This window comes from Natronolimnobius sp. AArcel1 (assembly GCF_011043775.1).
GTDB lineage: Archaea > Halobacteriota > Halobacteria > Halobacteriales > Natrialbaceae > Natronolimnobius.
This window is the reverse complement of the sequence record NZ_JAAKXY010000002.1, coordinates 711410-736989: the sequence shown is the minus strand read 5'-3', so window position 1 is coordinate 736989 and position 25580 is coordinate 711410. Positions and strand designations below refer to the sequence as shown.

General features: G+C 61.3%; 27 protein-coding genes. 12 read left to right on the top strand and 15 right to left on the bottom strand.

From position 1 onward, the window contains the following. Positions 1-95 precede the first annotated feature (95 nt). Positions 96-260, top strand: a complete 165-nt coding sequence (locus G6M89_RS07765) for a hypothetical protein (RefSeq protein WP_241175238.1) — start codon at positions 96-98, stop codon at positions 258-260. 63 nt (positions 261-323) lie between these two features. Here G6M89_RS07765 and G6M89_RS07760 read toward each other — a convergent pair whose 3' ends face one another. Then, positions 324-2510 (bottom strand): (Fe-S)-binding protein, encoded by a 2187-nt coding sequence (locus G6M89_RS07760; RefSeq protein WP_165161215.1) that lies wholly within the window; start codon positions 2508-2510, stop codon positions 324-326. Positions 2511-2690: 180 nt separating this feature from the next. Between G6M89_RS07760 and G6M89_RS07755 the strand changes: the two genes are divergently transcribed. Beyond that, positions 2691-3281, top strand: coding sequence for a conditioned medium-induced protein 4 (locus G6M89_RS07755; protein ID WP_165161214.1), 591 nt, complete (start codon positions 2691-2693; stop codon positions 3279-3281). A gap of 47 nt (positions 3282-3328) precedes the next feature. Further along, positions 3329-4015: a hypothetical protein gene (locus tag G6M89_RS07750; RefSeq protein WP_165161213.1), complete on the top strand. Its 687-nt coding sequence runs from the start codon at positions 3329-3331 to the stop codon at positions 4013-4015. A gap of 5 nt (positions 4016-4020) precedes the next feature. Here G6M89_RS07750 and metX read toward each other — a convergent pair whose 3' ends face one another. From metX to hisI, 4 genes are all read right to left on the bottom strand, one after another. Continuing rightward, complete coding sequence (metX, locus tag G6M89_RS07745) at positions 4021-5223, bottom strand: homoserine O-acetyltransferase (protein ID WP_165161212.1); 1203 nt, start codon at positions 5221-5223, stop codon at positions 4021-4023. Next, complete coding sequence (locus G6M89_RS07740) at positions 5220-6560, bottom strand: O-acetylhomoserine aminocarboxypropyltransferase/cysteine synthase family protein (RefSeq protein ID WP_165161211.1); 1341 nt, start codon at positions 6558-6560, stop codon at positions 5220-5222. The genes metX and G6M89_RS07740 overlap by 4 nt, the downstream gene beginning before the upstream one ends. 91 nt (positions 6561-6651) lie before the next feature. Further along, complete coding sequence (locus G6M89_RS07735; RefSeq protein WP_165161210.1) at positions 6652-7815, bottom strand: hypothetical protein; 1164 nt, start codon at positions 7813-7815, stop codon at positions 6652-6654. Further along, positions 7812-8186 (bottom strand): phosphoribosyl-AMP cyclohydrolase, encoded by a 375-nt coding sequence (hisI, locus tag G6M89_RS07730; RefSeq protein WP_165161209.1) that lies wholly within the window; start codon positions 8184-8186, stop codon positions 7812-7814. Before hisI ends, G6M89_RS07735 begins: the two co-directional genes overlap by 4 nt. Positions 8187-8372: 186 nt before the next feature. Here hisI and G6M89_RS07725 point away from each other — a divergent pair, with 186 nt between their 5' ends. Further along, a complete protein-coding gene (locus tag G6M89_RS07725) occupies positions 8373-9863 on the top strand; it encodes a PAS domain S-box protein (RefSeq protein WP_165161208.1) in 1491 nt (496 codons plus the stop codon). 159 nt (positions 9864-10022) lie between these two features. After that, a complete protein-coding gene (serA, locus tag G6M89_RS07720) occupies positions 10023-11609 on the top strand; it encodes a phosphoglycerate dehydrogenase (RefSeq protein ID WP_165161207.1) in 1587 nt (528 codons plus the stop codon). A 100-nt stretch (positions 11610-11709) separates the two neighbouring features. On the opposite strand, the gene G6M89_RS07715 is transcribed toward serA, so the two are convergent. Next, complete coding sequence (locus G6M89_RS07715) at positions 11710-12615, bottom strand: hypothetical protein (protein ID WP_165161206.1); 906 nt, start codon at positions 12613-12615, stop codon at positions 11710-11712. Positions 12616-12789: 174 nt separating this feature from the next. On the opposite strand from G6M89_RS07715, the gene serB reads away from it, so the two are divergent. Both serB and G6M89_RS07705 read left to right on the top strand, forming a co-directional pair. Beyond that, positions 12790-13440, top strand: coding sequence for a phosphoserine phosphatase SerB (gene serB, locus G6M89_RS07710; RefSeq protein WP_165161205.1), 651 nt, complete (start codon positions 12790-12792; stop codon positions 13438-13440). Positions 13441-13530: 90 nt separating this feature from the next. Beyond that, on the top strand, positions 13531-14292 hold the full coding sequence (locus G6M89_RS07705; protein WP_165161204.1) for a helix-turn-helix domain-containing protein: 762 nt from the start codon (positions 13531-13533) through the stop codon (positions 14290-14292). Between the two features lie 422 nt (positions 14293-14714). On the opposite strand, the gene G6M89_RS07700 is transcribed toward G6M89_RS07705, so the two are convergent. After that, a complete protein-coding gene (locus G6M89_RS07700; protein WP_165161203.1) occupies positions 14715-15092 on the bottom strand; it encodes a hypothetical protein in 378 nt (125 codons plus the stop codon). Between the two features lie 154 nt (positions 15093-15246). On the opposite strand from G6M89_RS07700, the gene G6M89_RS07695 reads away from it, so the two are divergent. Beyond that, positions 15247-16767, top strand: coding sequence for an amidohydrolase family protein (locus tag G6M89_RS07695; protein WP_165161202.1), 1521 nt, complete (start codon positions 15247-15249; stop codon positions 16765-16767). Positions 16768-16971: 204 nt separating this feature from the next. Further along, positions 16972-17313, top strand: a complete 342-nt coding sequence (locus G6M89_RS07690; protein ID WP_165161201.1) for a hypothetical protein — start codon at positions 16972-16974, stop codon at positions 17311-17313. Between the two features lie 18 nt (positions 17314-17331). Here the strand turns inward: G6M89_RS07690 and G6M89_RS07685 are convergent, their stop codons facing one another. The 3 genes from G6M89_RS07685 to G6M89_RS07675 form a co-directional block, all read right to left on the bottom strand. Next, the gene (locus G6M89_RS07685; protein ID WP_165161200.1) at positions 17332-17958 is read right to left on the bottom strand and encodes an L-threonylcarbamoyladenylate synthase; all 627 of its coding nucleotides are present in this window, start codon (positions 17956-17958) and stop codon (positions 17332-17334) included. 87 nt (positions 17959-18045) lie between these two features. Further along, positions 18046-18567: a redoxin domain-containing protein gene (locus G6M89_RS07680; RefSeq protein ID WP_165161199.1), complete on the bottom strand. Its 522-nt coding sequence runs from the start codon at positions 18565-18567 to the stop codon at positions 18046-18048. Then, a complete protein-coding gene (locus tag G6M89_RS07675; RefSeq protein WP_165161198.1) occupies positions 18567-18869 on the bottom strand; it encodes a glutathione S-transferase N-terminal domain-containing protein in 303 nt (100 codons plus the stop codon). Before G6M89_RS07675 ends, G6M89_RS07680 begins: the two co-directional genes overlap by 1 nt. Positions 18870-18969: 100 nt before the next feature. Between G6M89_RS07675 and G6M89_RS07670 the strand changes: the two genes are divergently transcribed. After that, positions 18970-20373, top strand: coding sequence for a hemolysin family protein (locus G6M89_RS07670; RefSeq protein WP_165161197.1), 1404 nt, complete (start codon positions 18970-18972; stop codon positions 20371-20373). Between the two features lie 77 nt (positions 20374-20450). Here the strand turns inward: G6M89_RS07670 and G6M89_RS07665 are convergent, their stop codons facing one another. Both G6M89_RS07665 and G6M89_RS07660 read right to left on the bottom strand, forming a co-directional pair. Further along, the gene (locus G6M89_RS07665; protein ID WP_165161196.1) at positions 20451-21191 is read right to left on the bottom strand and encodes a hypothetical protein; all 741 of its coding nucleotides are present in this window, start codon (positions 21189-21191) and stop codon (positions 20451-20453) included. 124 nt (positions 21192-21315) lie between these two features. After that, on the bottom strand, positions 21316-22509 hold the full coding sequence (locus G6M89_RS07660) for an inorganic phosphate transporter (protein ID WP_165161195.1): 1194 nt from the start codon (positions 22507-22509) through the stop codon (positions 21316-21318). Positions 22510-22584: 75 nt separating this feature from the next. Here G6M89_RS07660 and G6M89_RS07655 point away from each other — a divergent pair, with 75 nt between their 5' ends. Continuing rightward, positions 22585-22779 (top strand): hypothetical protein, encoded by a 195-nt coding sequence (locus G6M89_RS07655; RefSeq protein WP_241175236.1) that lies wholly within the window; start codon positions 22585-22587, stop codon positions 22777-22779. 6 nt (positions 22780-22785) lie between these two features. On the opposite strand, the gene G6M89_RS07650 is transcribed toward G6M89_RS07655, so the two are convergent. Further along, positions 22786-23508, bottom strand: a complete 723-nt coding sequence (locus G6M89_RS07650) for a DUF5828 family protein (protein ID WP_165161194.1) — start codon at positions 23506-23508, stop codon at positions 22786-22788. A gap of 197 nt (positions 23509-23705) precedes the next feature. Here G6M89_RS07650 and upp point away from each other — a divergent pair, with 197 nt between their 5' ends. Further along, a complete protein-coding gene (gene upp, locus G6M89_RS07645; RefSeq protein ID WP_165161193.1) occupies positions 23706-24383 on the top strand; it encodes a uracil phosphoribosyltransferase in 678 nt (225 codons plus the stop codon). Between the two features lie 80 nt (positions 24384-24463). Here upp and G6M89_RS07640 read toward each other — a convergent pair whose 3' ends face one another. Further along, positions 24464-24910 (bottom strand): hypothetical protein, encoded by a 447-nt coding sequence (locus G6M89_RS07640; RefSeq protein WP_165161192.1) that lies wholly within the window; start codon positions 24908-24910, stop codon positions 24464-24466. Further along, a complete protein-coding gene (locus tag G6M89_RS07635) occupies positions 24911-25459 on the bottom strand; it encodes a helix-turn-helix transcriptional regulator (RefSeq protein ID WP_165161191.1) in 549 nt (182 codons plus the stop codon). Between the last annotated feature and the right edge of the window lie 121 nt (positions 25460-25580).

Below are 25580 nucleotides of genomic sequence, written 5' to 3'. Positions count from 1 at the left end.
GTTTGAGTCGTCAATCACCAAATCGTGTTCGGATAGTAGACCGAGAGCAGCATGGCAACAGAATTATTTTCTGGTTCGGAGACAATACACCACCTATGAGTGCGTCGGTCACCATCACGGACACGACGAAATCCCAACTCGAAGAACTGCAGGCGGAGATCCGTCTCGAGACGGGACAAACGGTGACCCAACAGGAACTACTCGAACAAATCGTGTTGAGCGTGGAAAAACGCGACGTGATCGACTCGTTTCGCGACTAATTCAAGCCAGATATCGCGCCAGTACCCTGCGGTTGCTTCAGGAAACAGTTACGGCAGATCGTATCAGTTCGCAGCGACCTCGAGACCCGCCGTCTCCTCCTGTCCGATGGCTTCGACGATCAGCTCTGCGATATCGACGATTTCGATCTCGTCTTCGAAGTCACCGGTTTTACGCCCGTCTTCGTACATCGTCATGCACATCGGGCAGGCGACGACGAACTTTTCGACTGCGGAGCCGGCCGAAGTGTCCTCGAGTGCTTCCCGGAGTCGTTCCTCGCTTGGCTTTGGCTCTTCCTCGAAGTCCATCCAGAGACCGCCACCGCCGCCACCGCAGCAGAACGAATCGGCGCGGTTGCGTGGCATCTCCTGGAGGTCACAGCCAGTTGCCTCGATGAGGTCACGCGGCGCTTCGTACTCGTCGTTGTACCGGCCCAGATGACACGGGTCGTGGTAGGTAACGGTGTACTCGAGTTCCGTCCCATGGAGATCGAGTGCGCCGTCGGTGACGAGTTCTTCGACGGCCTGTGTCCAGTGGAGGACGTCGACCTCGCCGTCTGCGTTCCACTGCTCGTCGTAGTCAAAGGGCATCAGTTCGTCGTCGGCGTGCTCGTCGAAGTTGACCTCGGGGTACTCGTTTGTGAACGTATTGTAGGAGTGTGGGTCCGTACAGACGATTTTCTCGAACTCGCACTCGTCCCACGTCTCGACGTGGTGGCCGGCCAGTTCGACGTAGAGCAGTTCCTCGCCGACCCGGCGGATGTCGTTGCCGTCGGACTTCTCGTCCTCGAAGAGAATGCCGAAGCTCACGTCGGCTTCCTGCAGGATCGTGGCGAGTGAGCGCGCGACTCGCTTGTTTCGCTCATCGTAGCTTGGATAGTCGCCGACGTACCAGAGATACTCGACTTCTTCCTCGCGGGCGTCAGTGAGGTCGAACCCGAGGTCCTCGCTCCAGTCACCACGATTACGCGCCGAGTCGCCGAACGTGTTGCCGTTTTGCATCACGTTCTGGAAAACGTCCTGCATACTCGAGTCGACGTCACCCTGATCGGTCAGCTGGCGGTTGAGTCGCGTAAAGGACTGGAGGTGCTCGATTTCGACCGGGCAGGCGTCCATACAGGCCATACAGGCCATGCAGGACTCCATCGTCTCCGTGTCGATGACTGAGGTGCCTCCATGGGCGATGATCGGCTGCTCGTCGGCACCGGCCTCGAGTGATTCCCGGTACTTCTTCAAGTCGAGGATGACGTTACGCGGGTCGAGCGGGCGGTCGGAAGCTTTGGCGGGACACACTGAGGAGCAGCGTCCGCATTTGGTACAGGCGTCCTGGTCGAGCAGTTCCTTCCAAGTGAAATCGTCAATAGAGTCGGCGTTGGTCGCGTCCAGATCGGCGGGGACGTTCGGGAGTCGCTGGCCCGCCTTCTCGTCGCGGGTGACGACGTTGGCGAACGACGAGAGCATGTGGAAGGGCTTGGCGTAGGGAATCCACGCAATGAAGAAAAAGGCAAGCAGGGAGTGAGACCACCACGAGAGCCAGTGGAGGTTTTCGGCGGTAACCAGCCCCGAGGCGGTGCTGACGCCGGGTTCACCCGCAAGCGGGAGGCCAATCGCACCAAAGAGCAGGCCGAGGCCGTAGCCGACGAAACTGACGACCTCGTGTTCTGGCATGCCCGTCGCGTAGATGCGCAGTCCCTGCAAGATGAAGCCGCCAACGCCGAGCCCAAAGAGCGTCCAGATGAAGATATCGTCCTCGCTCGAGGTGTGGCGACCCCAGAGGCGCTCGTTACGGACCCAGTAGCGCCGATACATCGCCATCCCGATACCGACGACGAACAACAGCCCCATCGCGTCGACCATGAACTGGTAGGCCAGATAGAAGTCACCCTCCCAGAAGTTCCCCTGCACGATGGGTTCGTAGACGTAGCCATCGATAGCGAGAATCGAGGTCGCGATAAACAGGGTCAGAAAGCCCCAGAAGATAAACGCGTGCATCAGGCCGCCGTACAGATCGCGGTTAAATTGTTTCTCGTTTGAGAGTGCAATCTTGGCCGCGCTGAGGACGCGCGCCGGCAGGTCGTTCACTCGAGCGAACGGATCATCGTCGCCCTCGGTATACCGGCTGAATCGGCGGTAAACACCATAGAGAAAGACTGCAATCGTAATCGCCGCCAGGAGATAGAACACCGCGAAGCCGGTGGAACTGATCCCCCAGTAGGTCTCTCGAGACACATCTGCCTGGGCTACAACGTTCATGTTCAACCACGCGGAAGGCGTGACCTTAATTCTTGCCCCCTGATGACATACCATACCCCGACGCAGTCTTGCGAAAATAGAAAACTAAGTTCTCGTTTACTGTCGTTCACGGAGACTCCCAGAACTCCCAACGTTAGCTGGCAACAGGCTTAAATAGCCACCCATCGGGAGTGTCCACTCATGAACGAAAAAACCGAGGAGCTTCGGGATATCTTCACCGACGTCACCGACGGCGAGGAAACCGTCACCCAGTCACAGGAAGACACGCGCGGATCACTCGAGCGCGATGACCGGACGGTCAAGGAACGCCTCGAGAACGTGATCACGCAGATGCAAGAGCGCTACGAATTCGAGACGGACCTTTCGACTGACGAGCTCAGCATTGTCGCAGAGTCGTTCTACGAAGACGAATACGACGAGGAAATCGCAGCCGATCTCGGTGTCGAACCCGACGAGGTCTTTGAGGCCCGCATGTCGTTACACCTCGTTAGTAACGATGACGCCGACGAGGTCGACCTCGCGGCGATCCGCAACCGCGAGGAAGACAACGCGACGCTCGCGACGGAGTACGACGTGAGCGAAGCCGACATTCGGCGCTACCGCCGTGTCGCCGTCGCCGAGGACGAATCCCGAACCGCAAACGACCGCTACCGCGACGAGTTCGACAGCATCCTCGCGGACGCCGACCTCTCCGCGCAGATGACGACTGACGTTCGCGAGGACGGCCTCGAGGACGCGACCGAAGGGATGGAGACTGACGTCGACTTCTAGGTTGAGGGAGCCGAGACTTCTTATCGGAAGGCGCGGCCAACCACGGCATGTCTCGCCAACTGGTTGCGTTCAGCGACCTGCGAACTGCCGCCTACTGTCCGCGTAAGTGCTACTATCAGCGCCGACAGGATCAGGACGACCGCGAGCCACCGCCATCGGTTGAGTCCATCCGTGCACTCTCGAGTCGCTATGCCGATCTCCTCGAGGCCGACCTCGAGACGCTTGCCGAGGAACCGTTCGCGCTCGAGCCAGCCGCCTATCAGCGCCGACTCGAGACGACGCGCGACCGGCTGCAAGCGGATGGACAGTGGGAACGACTCTGTGATCCAGAAGTGCGAAACACGCTGCTCACCGGCCGCGACTGCCGTGGCATCGTCCACAAGGTCCTTGCAGACCCACTCGAGCCGGTGCTCGTCTCGACAGGGAAACCGCCGGAACAGGGCGTCTGGGAGCCCCAGTCAGTACAGGCCGTCGCGGCCGCGAAGGCACTCGGCTGGGAACACGAGACGCCCATCGAACGCGCCTGGCTCGAGTATCCGGCCTACGGCGTGATTCGCTCGATTACGTTGACGACACGGCGGAAAGCTCGCTACCGGCGGGCGCTCCGAACGGTACGCGGGATGGATGGCCCGCCGGCTCGCACCAGCAACCGCTCGAAATGTGAACACTGCGAGTTTGCGGACGAATGTGGCGTGCGGACGCGAACGCTTCGCTCACTGCTTGGATTCGGCTGAGGTGCCTAATCCGAAAAGAGACTCGTGTGGACTGGCGCGAACGAGTCCGTATCGTCTTCGTCGTCAGTGTCCGTGATGAGGCGTCCCGTGAGGCCCTCCTCGAGCAGTGCTGACAGCGGCGGGCCGACCTTTTCGGGTTCGACGAGGAATGCGTCGTGGCCGTGGTCGGAGTCGACAATGTGGTGGGCAACGTCGACGTTGGCTTCGCGGGCAGCCTCGGCAAGCGCCTCGGACTGCTCGACGGTAAAGTGCCAGTCGCCGGTAAACGAGAGGAGCAGGAGGTCGCCCTCGAAGGCGGCAAGCGCGTCGGCGTCGCCCTCGTAGCCCGCCGAGAGGTCGAAGTCGTCCATCGCGCGGGTCATGTAGAGGTAGCTGTTGGCGTCGAAGCGGTCGACGAACTTGTCGGCCTGATAGTCGAGATACGATTCGACCTCCCTGTAGGGGAAGAAGGCGGCTGCGGGGTCCGGCGAGGTCTCATGCACTGTTTCGCGGCCCGCCGAGCGACGGCCGAACTTGCGGCTCATCGAGGCCTTCGAGAGGTACATGATGTGGCCGATCTGGCGGGCTCGAGCGAGGCCGTCTTCGGGTTCGGGGCCGCCGTAGTAGTGGCCGCCGTTCCAGTTCGGATCGCTCGTGATCGCTCGCCGGGCGACCGTATCGAGTGCAAGCACCTGTGCGTCGAGTCGGCCAGCAGCGGCGACGACGCCCGCCCGCCCGATGTCGTCGGGATAGCGGCGCAACCAGTCTAAGACGTTCATCCCGCCGACGCTGCCGCCGATGAGTGCGTGCAGACGCCCGACACCGAGTTCGTCGAGCAGTTTCCGCTGGGCGCGGGTCCAATCGCCGACGGTGACGGGTGGGAAATCCGTCCCGTAAGGCTCGCCAGTCTCGGGGTTCTCGCTCGAGGGACCCGTGGTTCCGTAGCAAGAGCCGGGGACGTTCGCACAGACGACGTAATACTCGGTGGTGTCGATGGCTTTCCCAGGGCCGACGACGTCGCCCCACCATGCGCGGGCCTGACCCGCTGTTTCGTCGCCTGCGTCGGGTCGGCGCGCCACGTGGGAACTGCCAGTCAACGCGTGACAGATGAGGACGGCATTATCGCCCGTAAAGTCGCCGTAGGTCTCGTAGGCGACCTCGAGGCTCGGAATGGTCTCTCCGGAGAGAAACTGAAACTCGCCGAGGTCGGCTGTGTCCTGGGTCGTCATCGTGTCTCGCCCTCCCGACACGCGCGTGTCGCCGCGTCGATGGCTTGCTCGAGGTCGGCCAGAATGTCCGTGGGGTCTTCGATGCCGACGGACATCCGGATCAGATCCTCAGTCACACCGGCTTCTTCGCGCTCTGTAGGGGTAAGCTGTCCGTGGGTCGTACTCGCAGGGTGGATGACGAGCGTCTTTGCGTCGCCGATGTTCGCGAGGAACTGGGCGACCTCGACTTCCTCGCAGAAGGTCTTGCCCGCCTCGTACCCCCCTTTCAGGCCAAACGTAACCATTCCGCCGTAGTCCTCGAGATAGCGCGTCGCGTTCTCGTGGGTCGGATGGGACTCGAGGCCGGGGTTTGTGACCCAGGCAACGTCCTCGTGGTCCGTGAGGTAGTCGGCGACGATAGAGGCGTTCTCGCAGTGTTTGTCGACGCGAAGCGGCATTGACTCGAGGCCCTGCAGGGTTTGCCAGGCGTCGAACGGTGATTGCTGGTTGCCAAGACTGCGCAGCGAGCGAAAGCGAACGGTTGCAGCAAAGGGGGCGTCGGCAAAGTCTCGCGAGAAGTCAACATCGTGGTAGGCGTGGTTCGGGCCGGCGATTTCGTCGTATCCATGTGCGCCCCAGTCGAAGTCGCCGCCGTCGATGAGCACGCCGCCGACCGTCGTCCCAGAGCCGTGGAGCCACTTCGTCGTCGATTCCCAGACAATGTCGGCTCCGTGCTCGAGCGGGCGACAAAGCGCGGGTGTCGCGAACGTGTTGTCGACGACGAGCGGCACGCCGTTGTCGTGGGCGATCTCGGCGACGCGCTCGAAATCCGGCGTCACGAGCGAGGGGTTGCCAATCGTCTCAACGTGGACGAACGCGGTGTCCTCGTCGATAGCCTCGGCGTAGGCGTCGTACTCGAGTGTCGGCACAAATTTCGTCTCGATATCCCGTCGGCTCGCCGTTTTCGAGAAGTACGCGGTCGTCCCGCCGTAGGTGTCCGTCGAACAGACCACGTTGTCGCCCGCCTCGGCGAGGACGAGCGTTGCGGAGTCGAGTGCAGCCATCCCACTGGCCGTTGCGACCGCGCCCGCGCCGCCCTCGAGCGCGGCGAGGCGATCCTCGAGCGTGGTCACCGTCGGGTTCGCGATTCGAGAATAGATGTAGCCCTCAGCCTCGAGCGCGTAGAGATCCGCAGCCGTATCGGCGTCGTCGAACACGTAGGAGGTCGTCTGGTAGATCGGCGGGGCCATCGCGCCCGTCTCCGGGTCCGGCGATTGGCCGGCGTGGACGCTTCGTGTTCCGAGCCCGCGCTCGGAACAGTCCGACTCCTCGCTCGCGTCGCTCGCGTCGTCGCTCATGTTTAGTATGCATACTACTCGAGCCACATATGCGTCTCAGTAACGGCAAAAACCGCTAACCGTGCGTGAGACTAGCACTCGAAACGGTCGCTCAGACCGGGTCGTCTACTTCGAGCGCGGCCTCGAGTTGGGCACGTTCCTCGCGCAGCGCCTCGAGTTCGTCCGCAATTTGCCCACTGGCCAGTCGCTTGCGCTCTTCGGGTGTGAGTTGGGCAACTGCCTGGGCGGCCGTCTGGAGGCGGTCGTAATCAATATCTGGGTCGTCGATGAGCGCGCGGACGTTTCGGAGTGCAACAACCCCTTCTTCGCCAGCGATTCGCTCGACGAACGGGCGATACTCGCGGACGCGCTGTCGGAGTTCACCCGCCGGCCCCGGCGGCCACTCGAGCAGCAGCGCCTCAGCATCAATATTATCGAGATACGTTCGCTGGGTCGCCACACGGCGTTTCAGGAGGTCCGCATCGTCGACGTAGTGATCCAGTTTCGACCGGGAGTACTCAGCGTACTCGAGCAACTCGGGAATCGTGTACTCGCCTGCTGGGTCGTCGGTGACGTACGTTCGAAGGTCTTCGGGCGGCTGTTCGTAATTGATGAATGGGTACCACCGACTGCGCTCGAGCAGTGCGAACACCTCGCGGGCGGACGCCTCGAGTCGGTAGGTTTCGACGGCTTCGCGGATGGCGTCGTTGTACGCCTCGAGTGGCTCACGCAGGCGTTCAACTGGCGCATCGAGGTCCGCGTTCGCGAGCTCGAGCAGGCGTTCGTGGTCTGCGAGTTCGTCGTCGATCTCACGGAGTCGCGCTCCAGCCGCAGTCCGGGCGTTCTCGAGTTCCTCGCGTGCGTCTTCACGTTCGGTGAGTAAGTCGTCGTAGCGTTCTGCTGGCTCGAGTTTTGCGTGGGCCGTCTCGAAGTCGGATTCGCTGAGTCGGCGCTTGTCGATCGCGTCGAGGGCGTCCTCGAAGGCCTCGCGCTGGCGGAGGTCGTCAGGCAGGTTCTCGACGAGTGTGGCGAACTGCCCCTCGAGTTCGACGTAGGCCTTGAAGTTCTCCCGGCCGGTGCCGGTCGCTCGGTCGACGTACCGCTCGAGCAGTGTCGTTGCGTTGCGGTAGGCAGTAGCCGCCTGCTCGACGGTTTCTTCACCCTGCGCGTCGATGCGCTGTTGGGCCTGATCAAAGCGATCGCGGGCGGCCTCGAGTGCCTCGAGTGGCGATTGCGAGTGATCGTCAGCGGCGCTCGAGTGGGCAGAGTGACTCATTCGTCGTCGTAGACGGCATCAGGGTCGAACACTTGCTCGCCGACGTTCTCGCCCTCGAGCGTTCGGTAGAAACAGGACCGATGGCCCGTGTGGCAGGCGCCGGCCTCCTGCTCGACGACGTACAGCAGCGTGTCGGCGTCACAGTCGACTCGAATCTCCTCGACGGCCTGTGTATGGCCGCTGGTTGCGCCTTTCTCCCAGAGTTCGTCACGGCTTCGGGAGTAGTAGTGAGCGCGCCCGGTGTCGCGGGTCCGTTCTAAGGCCTCCGGTGAGACGTACGCGAGCATAAGGATGTCACCCGTCTGGGCGTCCTGTGCAACGGCGGGAACGAGTCCGTCCTCGCCGAAATCGACTGCAACGGCGTCGTCCATACCTGTGTGGTTGTCCGTCGGAGCGATAGGTCTTTTGCCGCAGTGTTGACGCAGCAATCGTCGACAACTCAACGTGGCCACATAATTGGATATCTGAGAAGAAATTGCACGAATGACAATCAACTTTTATTTAATTGTCGACGGAAAGTCGGAACTTCTATACAGAAACGGTGTCTGTCTTCGTTTGTGTCAGATGACGAGCCGGGGCGACCGTCGGAGTCGGGAGACGGCGACGGAGACACTGCCGACGAACTCGCTGGCGACGAGGTCGCCTCCCCGCTCGAGCCCCACGACAACGACGGGTTCTTTCGACGGCTTGTCGCAAACACCTCCGAGGGCGTGCTGACGATCGACGAAAACAGCACAATTGTCTTTGCGAACCCGGCGATCGAAGAACTGCTTGGCTACGCACCCGAAGAGTTGATTGGCAGTTCGAAACTCAGCCTGATCCCAAAGCGGCTCCGGCCAGCCCACGCTGCCGGCCTCGAGAAGTACCTTCGAACGGGAAACAAACACATCAACTGGGATGGGATCGAACTCCCCGCACTACACAAAGACGGCCACGAGGTTCCCGTGCTGGTCAGTCTCAGAGAACACCCAGATACAGCGGACAAACGACTGTTTACCGGGCTCTTTCGAGACATTTCTGAACAGAAACTCCGTGAACGGCGCTTCGAGGCCGTTTTCAACAACACCTACCAGTTCACCAGCCTCCTCGAGCCAGATGGCACGCTGATCGAGGCCAACGAAACGGCGCTGTCGTTTGCCGGCCTCGAGCGCGACGAAATTGTCGGCACGCCACTGTGGGAGGCGGTGTGGTTCCAGTCGAACGAGCGAGCGCAACAAATCGTTCAGGAGGGCGTCAAACGAGCCGCAAACGGTGGCTCGATTCGCGATGAAATCCGCGTGCAGGGCAACGATCGGACCGCAATTATCGACTTTTCGATTCGGCCAGTGACGGACCACCACGGCGACATCCGCTGGCTGCTCCCGGAGGGACGCGACATTACCGGGCTCAAGAACCGCGAGCAACACCTGCAGGTTCTCCACCGTATCCTTCGGCACAATCTCCGCAATGATCTCACTGTAATCGGCGGCTTCGCCGAAACCCTCGAGCGCGAACTCGAGGGCGAACACCTCGAGTACGCAGCCCATATCGTCGCGACCGTCGAGGAGTTAGCCGAACTCAACGAACGCGCGAAGGAGCTTGCTGATGCGACACTGCAAAACGAAGCCACCACGCGGCCGGTCGCGCTCTGGCCCGCCCTCGCTGCCGTTGCCGAGGACCTCCAAGCTGCGCACCCACAGAGCCAGCTCATCCTTCCCGACGCCGTCGACACGCAGGTTGCTGCTGATGACCGCCTCGAGACGGTCTTTCGCGAGGTTCTCGAGAACGCACTCGAGCACACAGATGCCCCCGAACCGATCGTCAAACTCGAAGTCGATGACTCGGGACCTGTCACCGTCCACGTCGTCGACAACGGCCCGGGAATTCCCGAGACGGAACAGACAGGCGTGTTCAACGAGCGGCCAGTCACGCAGGTCGACCACGGCAGTGGACTTGGCCTCTGGCTCGTCGAACTCATCCTCGAGGATTACGGTGGGAGCCTCGAGTATACTGCCTGTGCCGACCACGGCGGGCGCGTGACGATTTCATTGCCTCGAGCGAGTGAATGAGGAGAAACTGAATCAAGCGCGAGCCGCGAGCATGAGCGCTACCGAATCACTAATCGAAATTGTAACTCGGATTCGTCTCAATTACTCCAAACGTGTGTAGTTTTTGCCAGGCAGGGACACAACGGAAGGGTTTACCTACTCGACCTGATTGACTCGCGCATGAAGGTGCTGGTCACAGACCCAATCGCGGATGCGGGTCTTGACGTACTCAGAGACGCCGGCCACGAAGTCGAAACGGGCTATGAACTCGAGGGCGACGCACTCCTCGAGGCGGTTTCGGACGCGCACGGACTGATCGTCCGTTCGGGAACCGAAGTCACCGAAGAGGTGCTCGCAGCGGCCGAGGAACTGGTGATCGTCGGCCGAGCGGGTATCGGCGTCGACAACATCGATATCGACGCGGCGACCGACGAGGGCGTGATCGTCGCGAACGCACCCGAGGGTAACGTTCGCGCGGCCGCCGAACACACGGTTGCGATGACGTTCGCGACCGCCCGATCGATCCCGCAGGCACACATCCGCCTGAAAGACGGCGAGTGGGCCAAAAGCGAGTATCTCGGCGCAGAACTCAACGGCAAGACGCTTGGCGTCGTCGGCCTCGGCCGGGTCGGCCAGGAGGTCGCCAAGAAACTCGACGCGCTGGGCATGGATATCGTCGCCTACGATCCCTACATCAGCGAGGAGCGCGCCGACCGCCTCGGCGCGGAACTCGTCGAGTTCGAGGACTGTCTCGACGCCGCTGACTTCCTGACGATTCACACGCCACTGACTCCCGAAACCGAGGGCCTGATCGGCGCAGACGAACTCGACCTGCTCGAGGGCGGCTACATCGTCAACGTCGGCCGCGGTGGCATCATCCAAGAAGACGCGCTCGCGGCGAAAGTCGAGGACGGCACCGTCGCCGGCGCTGCACTGGACGTTTTCGCGGAGGAACCACTCGCTGAGGACTCCCCGCTGATCGGCCAAGACGACGTAATCGTCACACCTCACCTCGGCGCATCGACCGAAGCCGCCCAGGAGAACGTCGCGACCTCGACGGCCGAACAGGTCAACGCCGCACTCCTCGAGGAACCCGTCGCGAACGCACTCAACGCGCCGTCGATTGACGAGAGCGCGTTCCCACGTGTCGAACCCTACATCGAAATCGCAGATACCGCTGGCAAGGTCGCTGCCCAACTACTCGAGGGCCGCATCGAAGACGTCGAAGTCACCTATGAAGGTGACATCGTCGACGAGGACATCGAATTCGTCACCGCCTCGGCGCTCAAGGGCGTCTTCGAACCGCTCGAGTGGCAGGTCAACGCCGTCAACGCCCCGCAGATTGCAGAAGACCGCGGCGTCGACGTGACCGAATCGAAGACCCGTCAGGCAGAGGACTTCCAGAGCCTCATCTCGGTCACGGTGAGCAACGACGACGACGCCGTCACTGTCGAAGGAACACTCTTTGCGGGCGACGACCCACGAATCGTCCGCGTCGATGGCTACCGCGTCGATGCGATCCCGCACGGGAAGATGGTCGTCACGCGCAACACGGACGAGCCGGGCGTTATCGGTCTCATCGGGAGCGTCATGGGCAAACACGACGTCAACATCGCAGGGATGTTCAACGCCCGCGAGACCATCGGTGGAGAGGCACTGACCGTCTACAACGTCGACGGATTGGTCCCAGACGGCGCAAAAGCAGAACTCAACGACGACGACCGCATCATCGGCGTCGACTACATCACGCTGAACGGCCAGGACTGAGTCGGGACCGCGAACTGAGCCCGATTACGGAGTCTTTTTTGCCGAACTCGTCACGAGCGGAGATAGTTTCTACGAGCACCCCAGTGCGACCAACTGCAACTCACTCCGAGAGATCCGGCGGTGCGCCCGTCACGCGAACGACCTGCCCGTCGAGTTCGGACTCGGACACGTCACTCGAGATGTCTTCAAACGCCGAAACCATGTCATCGGTGACCTCAACGTCGTCCTCGAAAATGGCGACCCAAGTCATCGAGTCGGCCATCGGCTCTGGACTCGAGACGCCCCAGAGGATGATCTCTTCGGCGGCGATGTCGATGCCCGTTGGACTGCCGTACTGGCCGCTAATCGTATTCTCGTGGGGCAGTTCCGCAAAGAGTTGGGCGACCGTTTCGTCGGCCTCCTCGAGCCGTGCTTCCTCGCCGTAGCGAGCGTCGACGCGCTGTTCGTAGTCGGTGCCGATGACGATGGCGTTCGACCCGACTGCAGCCGATGGGCCGTCGCTCGTTGGCTCGAGGATGCCGTAGCCGCGGTACTCGTCGGTGACAGTGAAGCCATCGGCGGCCGCCGCGTCCTCGATCATCGCATCGACGTCGAACGCGCCGAAGAAGACCTGCGTTGACGATTGGGAGAGGTGGCTGTCGACGGTCGCTGCGGAGACGTCGAAAAACGACGGGAGGTCGTCACCGAATCCATCCGGAATCGTCTCAGTGTAATCGAAGCGCCGGCTGCCGGTTCCAGAATCGTCATCAAGCAGCCACGCGCGGAACTCGGCGTGATCCCACTCCGGCGGCGTCTCGGGGCCGGAAATCTCCGGTATGTCGTCTTCGCTCTGCACGCCTGACTCGCTGTCGTCCGAGTCGTTGGTGTCCGTTTCGCTACTGTTCGTCTCGGTCGATGGGCTCTCCTGGTCGTCACTGCTGCTCGCACAGCCAGCGAGGCCCGCAAGACCGGCCGCCGTCGCCGCCACGGCACCGCGACGTGTCAGGGTCGTCCTCGAGTCTGTCATACACTGGCCCACCACGAACGGATGCATAACTGCTCGTGACTGTCCGCTGTGTGAGAACGTCCGAAAGCAGTGTCGACGCCCGATGCTTCGATGGGCATTGTCCAGTCCGCGCAGGGGCAACACTGCCACACAAAACCTGAACTGGTTTATTGGGGGCCGCACAATCACCGGTCGATGACAGTCGTCGCCTTCGACTTCGATGGAACGCTTTCTGACTCCGAGATGACCGTCCTGCTCGGCGAACGCTGTGGCGTCGCCGACGACATGGCCGAAATTACCGAGGCCTCGATGAACGACGAAATCGACTACGCCGAGAGCCTGCGCAAGCGCGCCGCCCTGCTCGAGGGCCTCCCAGCCGAGGACGCCCAGGCCGCCTTCGAGAAGGTCGAACTCCGCGAGGGTGCAGCGGACCTGATCGCCGAACTGAACGAGGCCGGCGTCACGACCGCGATTCTGACCGGCGGCTTCGAACGCGGCGTCGCAACCGCACTCGAGCGCGAGGGCGTCTCGGTCGATCACATCGTCTCGAACCGACTGCCGATGAACGAGGCAGAGGACGAACTGACCGGCGACGTAACGGGCTCGCTCATCGAGGGCACCAAAGACACCGCCCTCGAGAACCTCGCAAGCGACGTCGACGCGTCCCTCGAGGACTGCGTCGCCATCGGTGACGGCGCGAACGATCTCCCGATGCTCGAGGTTGCCGGTCTCGCAATCGGCTTCGAGCCGAAACCGGCCGTCGAACCCCACTGTGACGTCGTTGTCACCTCGATGAGCGAGGCGCGCGAGGAACTGATCGCAGACGACGTGCTCGCGGCAAACTAACGCGAGCGCGACAACGCAGGAGCGCAGCGAGGCTGGCAGTTGGTATATGCCAACGTGACGTTGATACCGCCGTACCGCGTTGGGGTTTGTATGCGCGAATTCGCCTTTACCATCACCTACGAGCGGGGCGCGGACCACCTGATGGACACCTTCATCGACCATCCGGGGCTCTACGCGCGAACCGTCTCCTGTCACGCCACGTCGGAGACGATGTGGCGACTCGACGAGGTCACGGGGCCACGCGAGGCGCTTGCTGTCTACGACGACCGACTGGCGAATCTCACTCGCTGCTCGAGCGTGCGCGGGATGGGTGGCTGTCCAATCGACTGGACGTACGAAACCCTCGCCGAACGCCCGACGCGCCGACTCATTTACTCTCGCCAATCCGAAGGCGATGGCTGCCGATCAGTACCGTATCTCGCTGCCACGCATCTCGAGGATGGCGTTCTCTGTCGCGCCGAACAGCACGGCCACGAGTACAAGTGGCGGATTCTCGCCGAAGACGACGCGGCCGTGCGACCGATCTATGACGAACTCAAGGGGAACCTCCGCGAGGGACTCAGCCTCGAGTTCGAGCGCGTCAACGGCGCGAGCGAGTGGCCCGACGAGCACGCAACGCAGGCGGAGTTGCCCTACAAACAGCGCGACGCCCTCGAGTTGGCCGTCGAGTACGGCTACTACGACTCGCCGCGGCGTCACTCGATTCAGGAAATCGCCGAAGCAGAGGCAATTCCGACCTCGACGTTGCAGTACCGCCTGACGCAGGCCGAATCCTGGCTCGCGACGACGTTCGTCTCGAGCGAGACGGGCGATCCAGTTGTGCAGGCGCTGCAACTGACGGCTGGCGACTGATCGATGCGAGTGGCCACTGATCCAGCCCACGTACCGTTTTCTCGTCGGGTTCGCTTGTGGTTCGAGACGCCTCCGGCGTCTCGTCATCACGCGAAACCAAACGGTTTCGCGGACATCGCGAATCAGAGATTCGCTCAGTCACGAAAGACGTAAAACGTCTTTCGAACGACGTTGCTCGCTTACTGCTCGTTGGAAATTGATGACTCGATCTGAGATAACACCTTGAGTATCCACGCTAAGAGAATCACAATAACAGCAAGAAGCAGGCTCCCAGAGAGGACTCCATAAGCTAACACAGCCAATGCAAACGTAGGCATCAATACCACCATCCAGTCAGTCCCTTGTTCTCTCATACGATCCTATTACATTCAATCCATCATATATTTCTCTGAAAACCGTTACTGAGTACTGGTTTGACAGAATCAGTACTCAATACTCGAGCAGACAAACGCCGTCCAGGCCAGCGCCAGCACGCCGTAGACCAGATCAGCGCCGTACGCGGACGGGACGAATGTGATCCACAGCGCGCCGCCGGCAAGGATGGCGAGCAGTCCTGCCACGAGGGTGCGTCCGGACAGCCGAGGGTGGACGAATCCCTGGTCGCTGTCGGTCGAAGACCACCAGAACAGTACTCCCAAGCCACAGCCCGCGAGTATGAGGACTGGCGTTACCCACGTCATCGTCGGCACGACGAGTCCGGACTGCGTGCCGCCGACCAGCAATACGGCGGTGAGGATAGCGAGGGCAGCCGCCTCGAGTGCGAATCGAACGGGGGACGAAAGGGCAGCGTAAGCGGTCATCGTCAGTATATGTAACTTTATTGTGTTTTCCAATAATCGTTTTGGTCGGCAGACCACGCAGAATCCGGCCACTCGAGGCATCTGTCACGCGCCAGCGACGAGTTGGAATATACCGAACGAAATTCCAACTCCACTCAGGCGGTACAATTGGATGATGAACGAACCTGACACCGAAACCGACTCGAGCGTCTCGCGGCGGAACTACCTCGGACTCAGCGGCGGCGCACTGGCGGCGCTTTCCTTTGCCGGCATTGGCAGCGCCAACGAGGGCAATCCCGGGCGCGGACGCGGTCGTGGACAGGGATCGGGCCACGGAAACGGACTCGAGCACGGACGCCAGCTGATCGAAAACGGCACAATCGTCACCGTCGACGAGGAGTACGGCATTCTCGAGAACGCGAGCCTGTTGGTCGACAATGGCCGAATCGAGGAGATCGGTCACGATATCGACGCACCAGGCGCGGAGACCATCGACGCGAGCGACTCCATCGTCTTCCCCGGCTTCGTCAACTCCCACCACCACACCTGGCAGGCTGGCGTCCGCGGCGTCGCCGGCGACTGGTCGTTCATGGAGTACCTCGAGACGATGCTCGGCGAGATCAGCAGCCACTACACGCCCAACGACGTCTACCTGGGCAATCTCTTTGGCGCACTCGAGCAGTTGAACGCGGGGACAACGACCGTGATGGACTGGTTCCACGTCGCCAACTCGCCCGGCCACACGAACCGGGCAATCGACGCGCTTGAGGACGCGGGCATCCGTGCCGTCTTCGCCCACGGGACGCCAGGCGACGACAACGAGACGTGGTGGGACGAGAGCACGGAACCGCACCCAGACGATATCCGCCGCGTGCACGACGAGCGATTCGCCGACGCCGATGACGACGACCTGCTCACGCTCGCGATGGGGATTCGTGGCCCCGACTACTCGAGCGACGAGGTCGTCACTCACGATATCGAACTCGCGCGCGAACTCGATATCCCCGCCTCGATGCACATCGGCTCGCTCGGTCCCGGCGGCGTCGAGACGCTCGCGGAACTCGATCTCTTGGGCGACGATCTGAACTACGTCCACGGCAACCGCCTCACTGACGAGGAGTTCGAACTGATCGGCGACTCCGGTGGCTCCGTCTCGATCACGCCCGAAGTCGAGATGCAGATGGGGATGGGCATGCCCCCGCTCCGAGAGACGCTCGAGGGCGGCGCAATCCCGTCGATTGGCGTCGACATCGTCTCGAACGTCAGCGGCGACATGTTCACCCAGACCCGCACGGCGCTCCAGACCCAGCGCGCACTCGACAACCAGCCGACCGTCGAAGCCGGCGAACAGGTCATGGAACTCTCGCTGACCGCTCACGACGCCCTCGAGTTCGCGACGATTGAGGGTGCCCGCGCGCTCGGCCTCGCGGACGAGGTCGGCTCGCTAACGCCCGGAAAGCGTGCGGATATCGCCATGATTCGAACGGACGACATCAACACGGTGCCGTCTCACAACCCAGTCGAGACGATTGTCTTCCAGTCCGGCGTCGAGAACATCGACACCGTGCTGGTCGACGGAGAGATCGTCAAACGCGATGGCGACCTCCACAACCAGACCGGCCGACGACACCAGCACCAACTCATCCAGTCCGGCCGCCGCGTCCTCGAGCAAAGCGGCCTCCTCGAGAACGAATAAGCGACTGAGCGGGACGACCGTGGGCACGACGGCCCGTTCAGTGCGAGTTCGACCGAGCAGTAGTGGTCTTTTTCTGACTATTATCCTGTTGCATCGTCTGCAACGCGTCGGATTTGAAAGTGGTCGTAATCAGTGAGTATACGGCCTCCAAACCGATTTCAACACCGAGAGAGTTATTAACTCGTGATCGAGTAAGTGGTTTTGATGATGTGGCAAGACCTCGTCTTCATGTTCGGAAGTGGCCTCTCGATTGTCTTTCTCGCCCCGACGCTTCGCAACGCGAGTGCGAACGTGCCGTTAGGAACGAGTCTGCCGTCAATGGGGATTGGATTCGTCTATGGGTTTACGTTCTTCACGCTTGGGATGACCCTCTCTGCGGCCGGAGCCATCGCCTCGGGCACGATGTGGTCACTGATCGCACTCTTTCGCTCGCCGGCCTCCCAGCGCGTTCGAACCACCACAACGCTGTTCGCGAACGACCTCTCGCGCTGGTACGACCGTCACCGATCTGAACGCGTCGTTGCTGACCAGTACGTTCTCGAATAACGCCGTCCGCCGCTCCTTTTACCGTCCTTCGCCGTCTTCACCCTCGAGCCACGTCTCAATTTCGTCAGCGAGCGCGCCGCGACGGTGAATCGTCTCGCTCGAGAGGTCGACAACCGTACTCTCAGTACCCGGCGTTTCACCGCCGTCGAGGACGACCGCCTCGTCCCGGACTCGCTCGTCGATTTCGTCGACCGTCCGTGCACTTGGCTGGCCGCTGACGTTGGCGCTCGTCGACGTGATCGGACAGTCTGCGGCCTCGAGCAGAGCAAGTGCTGGCTCGCAGTCCGGCACGCGAATCCCGACTCGCTCTCGGCCGGCGGTCAGCACATCGGGGACGACAGTTGTCCGTTCACAGAGGAGCGTGACTGGACCCGGAAGAAACCGGTCGGCGAAGGCCCGCTCGCGCTCAGTTGCCTCGATATAGCCCGCCTCGAGCGCCGTCTCGAACGTCGGGACGGCGAGCGAGACCGGTTTGTCCCAGTCCCGACCTTTCACCTCGAAGACCCGTTCGACGGCCGCCGACTCGAGTGCGTTCGCGGCGAGGCCGTAGACGGTTTCGGTCGGGTAGACAACGAGGTCGCCATCGTCGAGTGCATCCGCTGCGCGCGCAATCGCGCGGTCGTCACTGGCGTCGTTCGCGTTCATACCTGTCACTCGCGGCGGAATCGGCAAAAGAATACCGTCCTCGAGTCAGTGCGTTAGCTGCGGTCTCGAACCGACTGACGGTTCTCCCTACTCGAGATCGAGATTCAGTTCAGACTCGAGTGCGTCGTAGTCGGGAAACTCCGGCCACTCCTCTGCGGCCCAGGCGTGCTCGACGGTGCCGTCCGAATCGAGCGCGATGATCGCGGGTCGCGGCTCGCTAATTCCCGCCATGCCGTCGACATCGTGTTCGACGCCGTAGGCGCGTGCCACGTCGTTCGCCGGGTCCGCGAAGAGCCGCACCTCGAGGTCATTGTCCTCGAGAAATCGTGTGACGGTGTAGGGGTTCGCAGCCGAGACGCCGACGAGTTGAGTTCCGTCAGCGCCGCTCCAGCCCCGCTCGCGCAGTTCATCCCAAATGTAGGTCGCGAGAAACGAGCCGATCATCGGCGTGAAGACGAGAATTGTCCGCTCAGACTCGGTGACTACCGACGACAGCGAGCGGTCCTCCCAGAACTCGTCGGTCACGAGCGGTCGGGTGAACGCAGGTGCGTCCTCGCCGGGTTCGGGGTGAGACGCCGGCTCGAGGTCGACGACGTCGAATTCCGGCATTAGTCGTCACCTCCGGCGGCTGCCGCCTCGGAGTCGGCGTCCGAATCGCCGCCGTAGGTCGCCTCGAGATAGTCGACGATGTTTCCGCTTTCGGCCATCGTGACGCCGGTGTTCTCGTCGACGATTACCGGCACCGTTCGTACGCCAGCGACGCGCTTGACGGCGTTGCGTTTCGAGTGCAACGGCTCGACGAAACGCGACTGAGAGGCGAGGTCCAACTCGCCGAGCAGGCGGGCAACTCGCTCACAGTACGGACACCCTTGCAGCCGATAGAACGTGATCGAAGTCTCGGCATCTCCCATAGACGTTCGTTCGATAACGACCCGGGTAAACGTGTCGTCAGCGGTGATTTACCCTGAAATGGAAAACGGTTAACCGATACGGGCCCAATCGTCTCCATCAATGGCGTTATCTCTGCTGTTCGAGGCCGTGCTTGCTGCTCCCGAGCTATCAGTAGTCGGGCTCGAACTCGAGGATTCGACGATCACGATCCTCGGCGTAGTCGCAGTTACCGTTCTCATCTTGCTGTCTGGCTTCTTCTCCTCGTCAGAAATTGCGATGTTCAACCTCCCGAAACACCGACTCGAGGGGATGGTCGAGGAGGGACTCAAAGATGCCACCCTCGTCAAGGAACTCAAAGACGACCCACACCGACTGCTTGTGACGATTTTGGTTGGGAATAACATCGTCAATATTGCGATGTCCTCGATTGCAACCGCCCTGCTTGGCCTCTACTTCGGCGGGCTGACGGCCGTCGTGCTGGCAACCTTTGGTATCACTGCCGTTGTCCTCCTGTTCGGTGAAAGCGTCCCAAAATCCTACGCGGTCGAAAACACCGATTCGTGGTCCCGTCGGATTGCAAAGCCGCTGAAAGCGACAGAGTACCTGCTCTACCCGCTGATCGTGCTCTTTGATTATCTTACCAGGCAGGTAAATCGGCTCATCGGGTCCTCGGGGGCGATTGAGTCACCCTACGTCACCCGCGACGAAATTCAGGAGATGATCGAATCCGGGGAGCGAGAGGGCGTCCTCGAGGAAGAAGAACACGAGATGCTGACCCGCATCTTTCGGTTCAACAACACCATCGTCAAGGAGGTCATGACGCCGCGACTCGACATGACCGCGGTGCCAAAAGACGCGAGTATCGACGAGGCCATCGAGACCTGTATCCAGAGCGGCCACGCCCGCATTCCGGTCTACGAGGGCAGCCTCGACAACGTGCAGGGCGTCGTCCATATCCGCGATCTCGTCCGTGATCTCAACTACGGCGAAACCGAAGCCGAAGACCTCGACCTCGCAGATCTCATCCAGCCGACGCTGCACGTCCCCGAATCGAAAAACGTCGACGAACTCCTGACGGAGATGCGCGAAAACCGGATGCACATGGCCATCGTTATCGACGAATTCGGCACCACGGAGGGACTCGTGACGATGGAGGACATGGTCGAAGAGATCATCGGCGAGATCCTCGAGGGCGGCGAGGAACAGCCCATCGAGGAAATCGACGACCGCACCGTCCTCGTCCGCGGCGAGGTCAACATCGAAGACGTCAACGAGGCCATGGAGATCGACCTTCCAGAAGGCGAGGAGTTCGAAACGCTCGCCGGCTTCATCTTCAATCGTGCTGGCCGCCTCGTCGAAGAGGGTGAAGAGATCACCTACGACGGCGTCCGGATCAGCGTCGAAGATGTCGAAAACACGCGAATCATGATGGCCAGATTGCGAAAACTCGAGGACGATCTCACGGCTGAGGCGGACGACACTGATTCGGAAAGTGACGATACTGCGGATCAGACGCGTCGGTAGTCACGAACGGCCGACTACAACGAGCGGAATCGAGACGGGAGTCGGTTACGAATGCGCTGGTCAATTTTCTCCGTCAATCACTGTCGGCGCACGCCGACTGTCGAGTGAACGTCGTCGGCAACCTCGGGCGGGACGACAATCCGCCGGGGGCCGGCAATGTACTGGCCGTCGGGTTGGGCGTACTCGAGCGTGAGTATAGTGGCGTCACCGATCGTCCGAGCCGAGACAGCGTTGATGTTGGAAAGATCGATCGCCTGATCGGGATCGTAGAGATAGATCGTCTTGTCTTTGCGATCGAAAGCACCAACAGAGTGTAAAAATGACGCCAGCGCAAGCCCGACTACTGCGAGCGGAATCGTCGCCGCAGCGATGCCGGTAAAGGGACTCTCACCGCCCTCGCCGAGCAGTTCCGGCTGGGCGGCGATGCGCCCCAGAACCATTAGTGTCGTAATGAATACGCTCATAACCACAGTCCCGAGTGCGGCATCCATCACCCGACCAAGCCCGGTGCGAGACGGCATTGGGATCGGGAGTGGCGCAAGCAATCGCTCGAGTTGACGAGCCGAGTTGCTGCTGAGGGCGACCGCAAGAATAGTAACGATCGTCGCGGCGACGGCTGCAAGGATCACTGTCTGTATGAACTGGCTAGCCTGGCCGGCGATGTCGTACACTCGCCAGACGGCGATGATCAACACCGCAGCGAAGAGGGTACCGACGCCGAGTGACCACAACAATCGAATCGTTCTCGAGGTCGTGGCATCACGTCGCCACTGGACCGTTCCGGGGTCGTCCGGGTCGACGGGCGAATCCGCGTCCATAGGAGAACCTGACTGCCCAGTCGGTAAAGCCCGTTCGGTCTGGGACCATGTTCATGCCCACGTTCACGCCCACACACGTGTACGTTCAATCATCGCTCGAGTGAGGCGTTGAGTGTAAATCCTGCTACAACAAGAGCATATCGAGTCCGTAGAACCCGACGAACGAGATGATGATCGAGCCGGCGAGCGAGCCGATCCACGCGAGGACGGTGTAGCCCATTTTGCGGGCGCTGACGCCGCCACCGGCACCGGCCGCCGCATAGCCGCTGCCGATGATCGAACTGACGATAATCTCGTTAAAGGAGACGGGAATGCCGTAAAGAACGGCCGTCTGGGCGATGAGAAACGACGGAATGAGCGCGGCGATAGAGCGGCGCGGTCCGAGCGAGGAGTAGTCCTGCGAGATTGCCTTGATCATCCGTGGCGCGCCGGTCCACGAACCAAGGAGGAGTCCGAATCCGCCACCAAACAACAGTGCGAGCAGTGGAATCTCGAGGTCACCGGAGAGCGGGATCAGCGGCCCAATCGCCAGTCCGACCTGGCTCCCGCCGGCGGAGAACGCGACCAGTGCGCCGAGAATCAACAGAAAATGTCGCTCGCCGCGTTCAGTACCGACGCGAAGGTCGAGGCCAATCGCCCCGGCCCAGGCAGCGGCCATCACTGCGGTGACGGCGACGATGCCGGCGAGTTCGGGAATCGGGAGGGGCTCGCTGATTGCCTGGGCAATCGACGCGCCCCCGGCATCGGCGGAGCCCAGGATGGCAAACTCGATGTTTGCGATGAGCACACCGACGAAGGCAGCGAGAATCATGATCAGCGCCTCTTCGGAAATTGGTTCCGTTCGTAACAGTCGGGCAATTGCGTAGGCGAGTCCGCCGCCGACAAACGGCGTCAGAATCCATAACGTGGCGATTTCGATGTACTTCGGCCACGCTGGATCACCACCCATTGCGAGGCCAACGCCGATCACTGCACCGGTGACTGTAAACGCCGTTGCGATCGGGTAGCCCGCGAACACCCCAATCGCAACCAGTGCCGCCGCGATGACGAGTGCAATCGTCGCCGCCGGTGCCGACAGCACGACGCCACCGATCAGGTCGTTTCCGACCGCCTCGGAGACGTTCGCACCCTGTAACACTGCCCCCGCAAACCCGAGGAGTCCGACAAGAAAACCGGCTCGCATCACCGAAATCGCATTCGCCCCGACAGCCGGTGCAAACGGAGTCGAGCCACTCGAGCCAGCGCCGATTGCCCAGGCCATAAAGAGGCTGGCGAGCGCGGCTACGAGAAACGTTGCAATCGTCGCGGGATCGACCATCTACACGGCAGTTACTACTGGACCCTACAAGTGTGTGCCGACCTGTGGTTGTCAGAACAGCGCTCGAGGGCGTCGATGTTGGCAACTGACGGCGACTCGAGTCGAATCGCCTCCTCGACGGTCGAGTATCTGCCGATAGACACGCGTCTCGCACTGGTGGATAGTGGGTTCGTCCTCTCGGCAACCTCGCTGATGGACCGCATTGAACAACGCGTCGCCGTGCCTGGTATCGGCGCCGCAGCGGGTCAACAGCAGGGAACAGCGGAATAATCCATCTTAGTTCGTCGTCGACTGCGACTCTTCGTCGGGCTCTGGCGGCGGCTCCGCGCCTTCGATTGCTTCGGCTGCGTCAGTGTCCTTCTCGACGGCAACGTGCCAGCGATCGATCTCGTCGTCGTACTCGCTGAGTCGATCGGAGACGTGGTCTTTCAGTTCGTCGTCGTTGACGTTGACCTCGAAGACAAACTGCTCGCCGTTGTCGAACCCGCGAGCCGATTGCTGGATATTCGCACTGACCAACTCGTTATCGAAATAGTAGGGTGCGAGTTGGGTCATCACGTTCTGATACACCGTGTCCTCGACGCGCCGGAGCGCCTTGCGACTGGCCGAGTCGGCCGCGCGCGCGACGTAATCGATTGACTCTTTCCAGTTATCCATAGCCGCATTCGGGTCGTCCCCCTCGAGTTGTTCGTACGACTCTGAAAGCTTCTCACCAGCTGTCTTGATGTCCTCGTCCGGGTTCTTGCCAGCTTTTTCGCCTTTTCCTTCCTCGACGCTGGCTTGCTCTGACGTCTTCTCGCTGACATCGCTCTCGAGGGTTTCGTGTGCCTTCGGTCGCCATTCGTCCCACTCCTCGTAGGCGTCAACGAGGGACGCATCCTCGAGAGCGGCCTCATCGTGGGTCCCAGCGTCCCGAAGGGCATGTGTGATACGTTCGCCGTGTTCGACGACGTCACCCCAGTCACCGCGGACCTTGAATCCCGAGATACTCTCTTCCATTCGACGTGGCTGTGGTATGGTTCGGACTGTTATAAACCTCTTCGCCGGAGTGCGACTGCCGTGTCCATCACGCCTGAAATTCACACACAAAGCCAGCCAACGCACTGCAATAGCACCAAATCGTGTGGAACGAACCCATCACACATCACCCAGTGGTGATCGATACCGTAAAAGTCCCGGCGCGTGCGAATAGATGTATGACCATCGAAGACCGGGATGACGCGTATCTGGTCACGCACGCGCTCGCAAAACACACGCTCTCGCAGCTTCGCGATGTCGAGACCGAGCAGGTGAGCTTCCGCAAGGGCCTCGTCAAACTCGGGCGCATCTGTGGCTACGAAATCATCGACGGCCGCATGGAAACCGAATACGTCGAGATCGACACCCCACTCGAGCCCACGATGGGCGAGCAGGTCCGCGGACTCGACGACGTCGTAATCATCAATGTCTTGCGCGCGGCGACGCCGTTCGTCGAAGGACTGTTGAAGGCGTTCCCACGCGCCCGCCAGGGTGTCATCAGCGCGAGCCGCAACGAAGAAGCCGGCCGCGAAGAGGATGGCTCGTTCCCGATCACTGTCGACTACGTGAAACTGCCCGAGATCACCGAAGACGACACCGTCATCATCGCCGATCCGATGCTCGCGACCGGCTCAACGATGTGTACCGTCCTCGAGCACGTCATCGAGAACTCGCCCGATCCGGAGAACATGATCGTCCTCTCGGCGGTCTCGGCACCCGAGGGCCTGCTTCGCGTCGACAGCGAGTTCAGCGACGTCGACCTGCTGACGGTCTCGATTGACGACCGACTCGACGACGACGGCTTCATCGTGCCGGGGCTGGGCGACGCTGGCGACCGAGCGTTCCGGACGACCTGAATTCTTTCTCGTTCCCCTCAACCTTCGTCCGATCTGCACACTCTCGTCTGAGACGTGACTGTTGTCTGTTCGTACGCGTTTCAGTCGGACCAGACTGTCTCGAGGCGCTGTTCGATTGCAGTAAGGACTGTCGAGTACACCTCGAGTGGGTGGAGTGACGGAAGGTCGAGATCAGTGACCTGGGTTGCAGTTGGTGGCTGATGGAAATGCAATCGGGAATTGTGCGTGTTGGGGTGGCGATCCCAGCGGCATTCCCACTGGCTTCCATCGTCGTGGGCCTCGATATAGTGGACTGTAAAATCAGCCGTCGTGAACCACCGGATGTCGACTCGAGCCGCTGGTATCGACTCCGGATACCGGTCCCGTTCGAGTGACGCACTGAGGAGCCGTGGTTCGTACGAATCTGGGTCGAAGGCAGTCGTCGAAACAAGTGGGTCTGACGCAAGCTGACGCTCGAGCAATTGCAACGTTTGGCGATCCGGCGGCCCTGTCGAGTCAGGTGGAGACTCCGAGTCGGACGGCGTCATTCAGGCTGGAAGCAAATGCCCGTCGTTCTCTGCGAGCTGTCGAGCGAGTTCGTACAGCCGGATCTCACGAATAATTCCCTGCCACTCGGAGATCGCCGTCATTCGCTCGTGGACGGCGTGGTGATCGTGGTCGTCGTGGTCGTGGTCGTCGTCGTCGAACACGGAGACCGTCGTCGGGTCGGTCGTTCCAAACTGGTCCTCGTACGCCGCACGTTCCGCTTCCAGCGTCGCCACGCGATCAATGATCTCGTCTGTCGTGAGTTCGTCGGCAATCCGGCTGGCATCTTGCCACTCGAGATAGCCGTCATTGCGTTCGTACTGGGCAGGGCGACTGTCGCTATCTGCGCGAACGATCCCCATCTCGGCCAACCGCTCGAGATGCTTCTTGGCAGCGTTTGGAGAGCAGTCTGCGAGAGTGGCGACCTCGGTGTACGCGGTAGGTGAGGTAACGCCGAGCGCGACATTGTAGACCCGACCGAACGTATCCGTGCCCGTTTGCCACCGCTGTGTGGCAGCGTCGGATTCTGGAGCGGGATCGAACCCAGTCATAACTGACTGTACGCAACCGCGCTCAATATATCTTCGCACCTTGCAAATATGTGCAAGTTTGGAGTCGCCACAGCAAAAAGGCGATTAGAGTATTTTCGACACGTGACAGGGTCGAACTGCG

Excerpts from the sequence above, each read along its gene's own strand:
- G6M89_RS07665 (WP_165161196.1), bottom strand. The coding sequence starts at position 21,191 with ATGGACGCGGATTCGCCCGTCGACCCGGACGACCCCGGAACGGTCCAG.
- G6M89_RS07750 (WP_165161213.1), top strand. The coding sequence starts at position 3,329 with ATGTCTCGCCAACTGGTTGCGTTCAGCGACCTGCGAACTGCCGCCTAC.
- G6M89_RS07700 (WP_165161203.1), bottom strand. The coding sequence starts at position 15,092 with ATGACCGCTTACGCTGCCCTTTCGTCCCCCGTTCGATTCGCACTCGAG.
- G6M89_RS07640 (WP_165161192.1), bottom strand. The coding sequence starts at position 24,910 with ATGACGCCGTCCGACTCGGAGTCTCCACCTGACTCGACAGGGCCGCCG.
- G6M89_RS07635 (WP_165161191.1), bottom strand. The coding sequence starts at position 25,459 with ATGACTGGGTTCGATCCCGCTCCAGAATCCGACGCTGCCACACAGCGG.
- G6M89_RS07670 (WP_165161197.1), top strand. The coding sequence starts at position 18,970 with ATGGCGTTATCTCTGCTGTTCGAGGCCGTGCTTGCTGCTCCCGAGCTA.
- G6M89_RS07715 (WP_165161206.1), bottom strand. The coding sequence starts at position 12,615 with ATGACAGACTCGAGGACGACCCTGACACGTCGCGGTGCCGTGGCGGCG.
- G6M89_RS07655 (WP_241175236.1), top strand. The coding sequence starts at position 22,585 with ATGTTGGCAACTGACGGCGACTCGAGTCGAATCGCCTCCTCGACGGTC.
- metX (WP_165161212.1), bottom strand. The coding sequence starts at position 5,223 with ATGACGACCCAGGACACAGCCGACCTCGGCGAGTTTCAGTTTCTCTCC.
- G6M89_RS07705 (WP_165161204.1), top strand. The coding sequence starts at position 13,531 with ATGCGCGAATTCGCCTTTACCATCACCTACGAGCGGGGCGCGGACCAC.
- G6M89_RS07685 (WP_165161200.1), bottom strand. The coding sequence starts at position 17,958 with ATGAACGCGAACGACGCCAGTGACGACCGCGCGATTGCGCGCGCAGCG.
- G6M89_RS07755 (WP_165161214.1), top strand. The coding sequence starts at position 2,691 with ATGAACGAAAAAACCGAGGAGCTTCGGGATATCTTCACCGACGTCACC.
- G6M89_RS07680 (WP_165161199.1), bottom strand. The coding sequence starts at position 18,567 with ATGCCGGAATTCGACGTCGTCGACCTCGAGCCGGCGTCTCACCCCGAA.
- G6M89_RS07760 (WP_165161215.1), bottom strand. The coding sequence starts at position 2,510 with ATGAACGTTGTAGCCCAGGCAGATGTGTCTCGAGAGACCTACTGGGGG.
- serB (WP_165161205.1), top strand. The coding sequence starts at position 12,790 with ATGACAGTCGTCGCCTTCGACTTCGATGGAACGCTTTCTGACTCCGAG.
- G6M89_RS07695 (WP_165161202.1), top strand. The coding sequence starts at position 15,247 with ATGAACGAACCTGACACCGAAACCGACTCGAGCGTCTCGCGGCGGAAC.
- serA (WP_165161207.1), top strand. The coding sequence starts at position 10,023 with ATGAAGGTGCTGGTCACAGACCCAATCGCGGATGCGGGTCTTGACGTA.
- upp (WP_165161193.1), top strand. The coding sequence starts at position 23,706 with ATGACCATCGAAGACCGGGATGACGCGTATCTGGTCACGCACGCGCTC.
- G6M89_RS07675 (WP_165161198.1), bottom strand. The coding sequence starts at position 18,869 with ATGGGAGATGCCGAGACTTCGATCACGTTCTATCGGCTGCAAGGGTGT.
- G6M89_RS07690 (WP_165161201.1), top strand. The coding sequence starts at position 16,972 with ATGATGTGGCAAGACCTCGTCTTCATGTTCGGAAGTGGCCTCTCGATT.
- G6M89_RS07735 (WP_165161210.1), bottom strand. The coding sequence starts at position 7,815 with ATGAGTCACTCTGCCCACTCGAGCGCCGCTGACGATCACTCGCAATCG.
- G6M89_RS07660 (WP_165161195.1), bottom strand. The coding sequence starts at position 22,509 with ATGGTCGATCCCGCGACGATTGCAACGTTTCTCGTAGCCGCGCTCGCC.
- hisI (WP_165161209.1), bottom strand. The coding sequence starts at position 8,186 with ATGGACGACGCCGTTGCAGTCGATTTCGGCGAGGACGGACTCGTTCCC.
- G6M89_RS07650 (WP_165161194.1), bottom strand. The coding sequence starts at position 23,508 with ATGGAAGAGAGTATCTCGGGATTCAAGGTCCGCGGTGACTGGGGTGAC.
- G6M89_RS07740 (WP_165161211.1), bottom strand. The coding sequence starts at position 6,560 with ATGAGCGACGACGCGAGCGACGCGAGCGAGGAGTCGGACTGTTCCGAG.
- G6M89_RS07765 (WP_241175238.1), top strand. The coding sequence starts at position 96 with ATGAGTGCGTCGGTCACCATCACGGACACGACGAAATCCCAACTCGAA.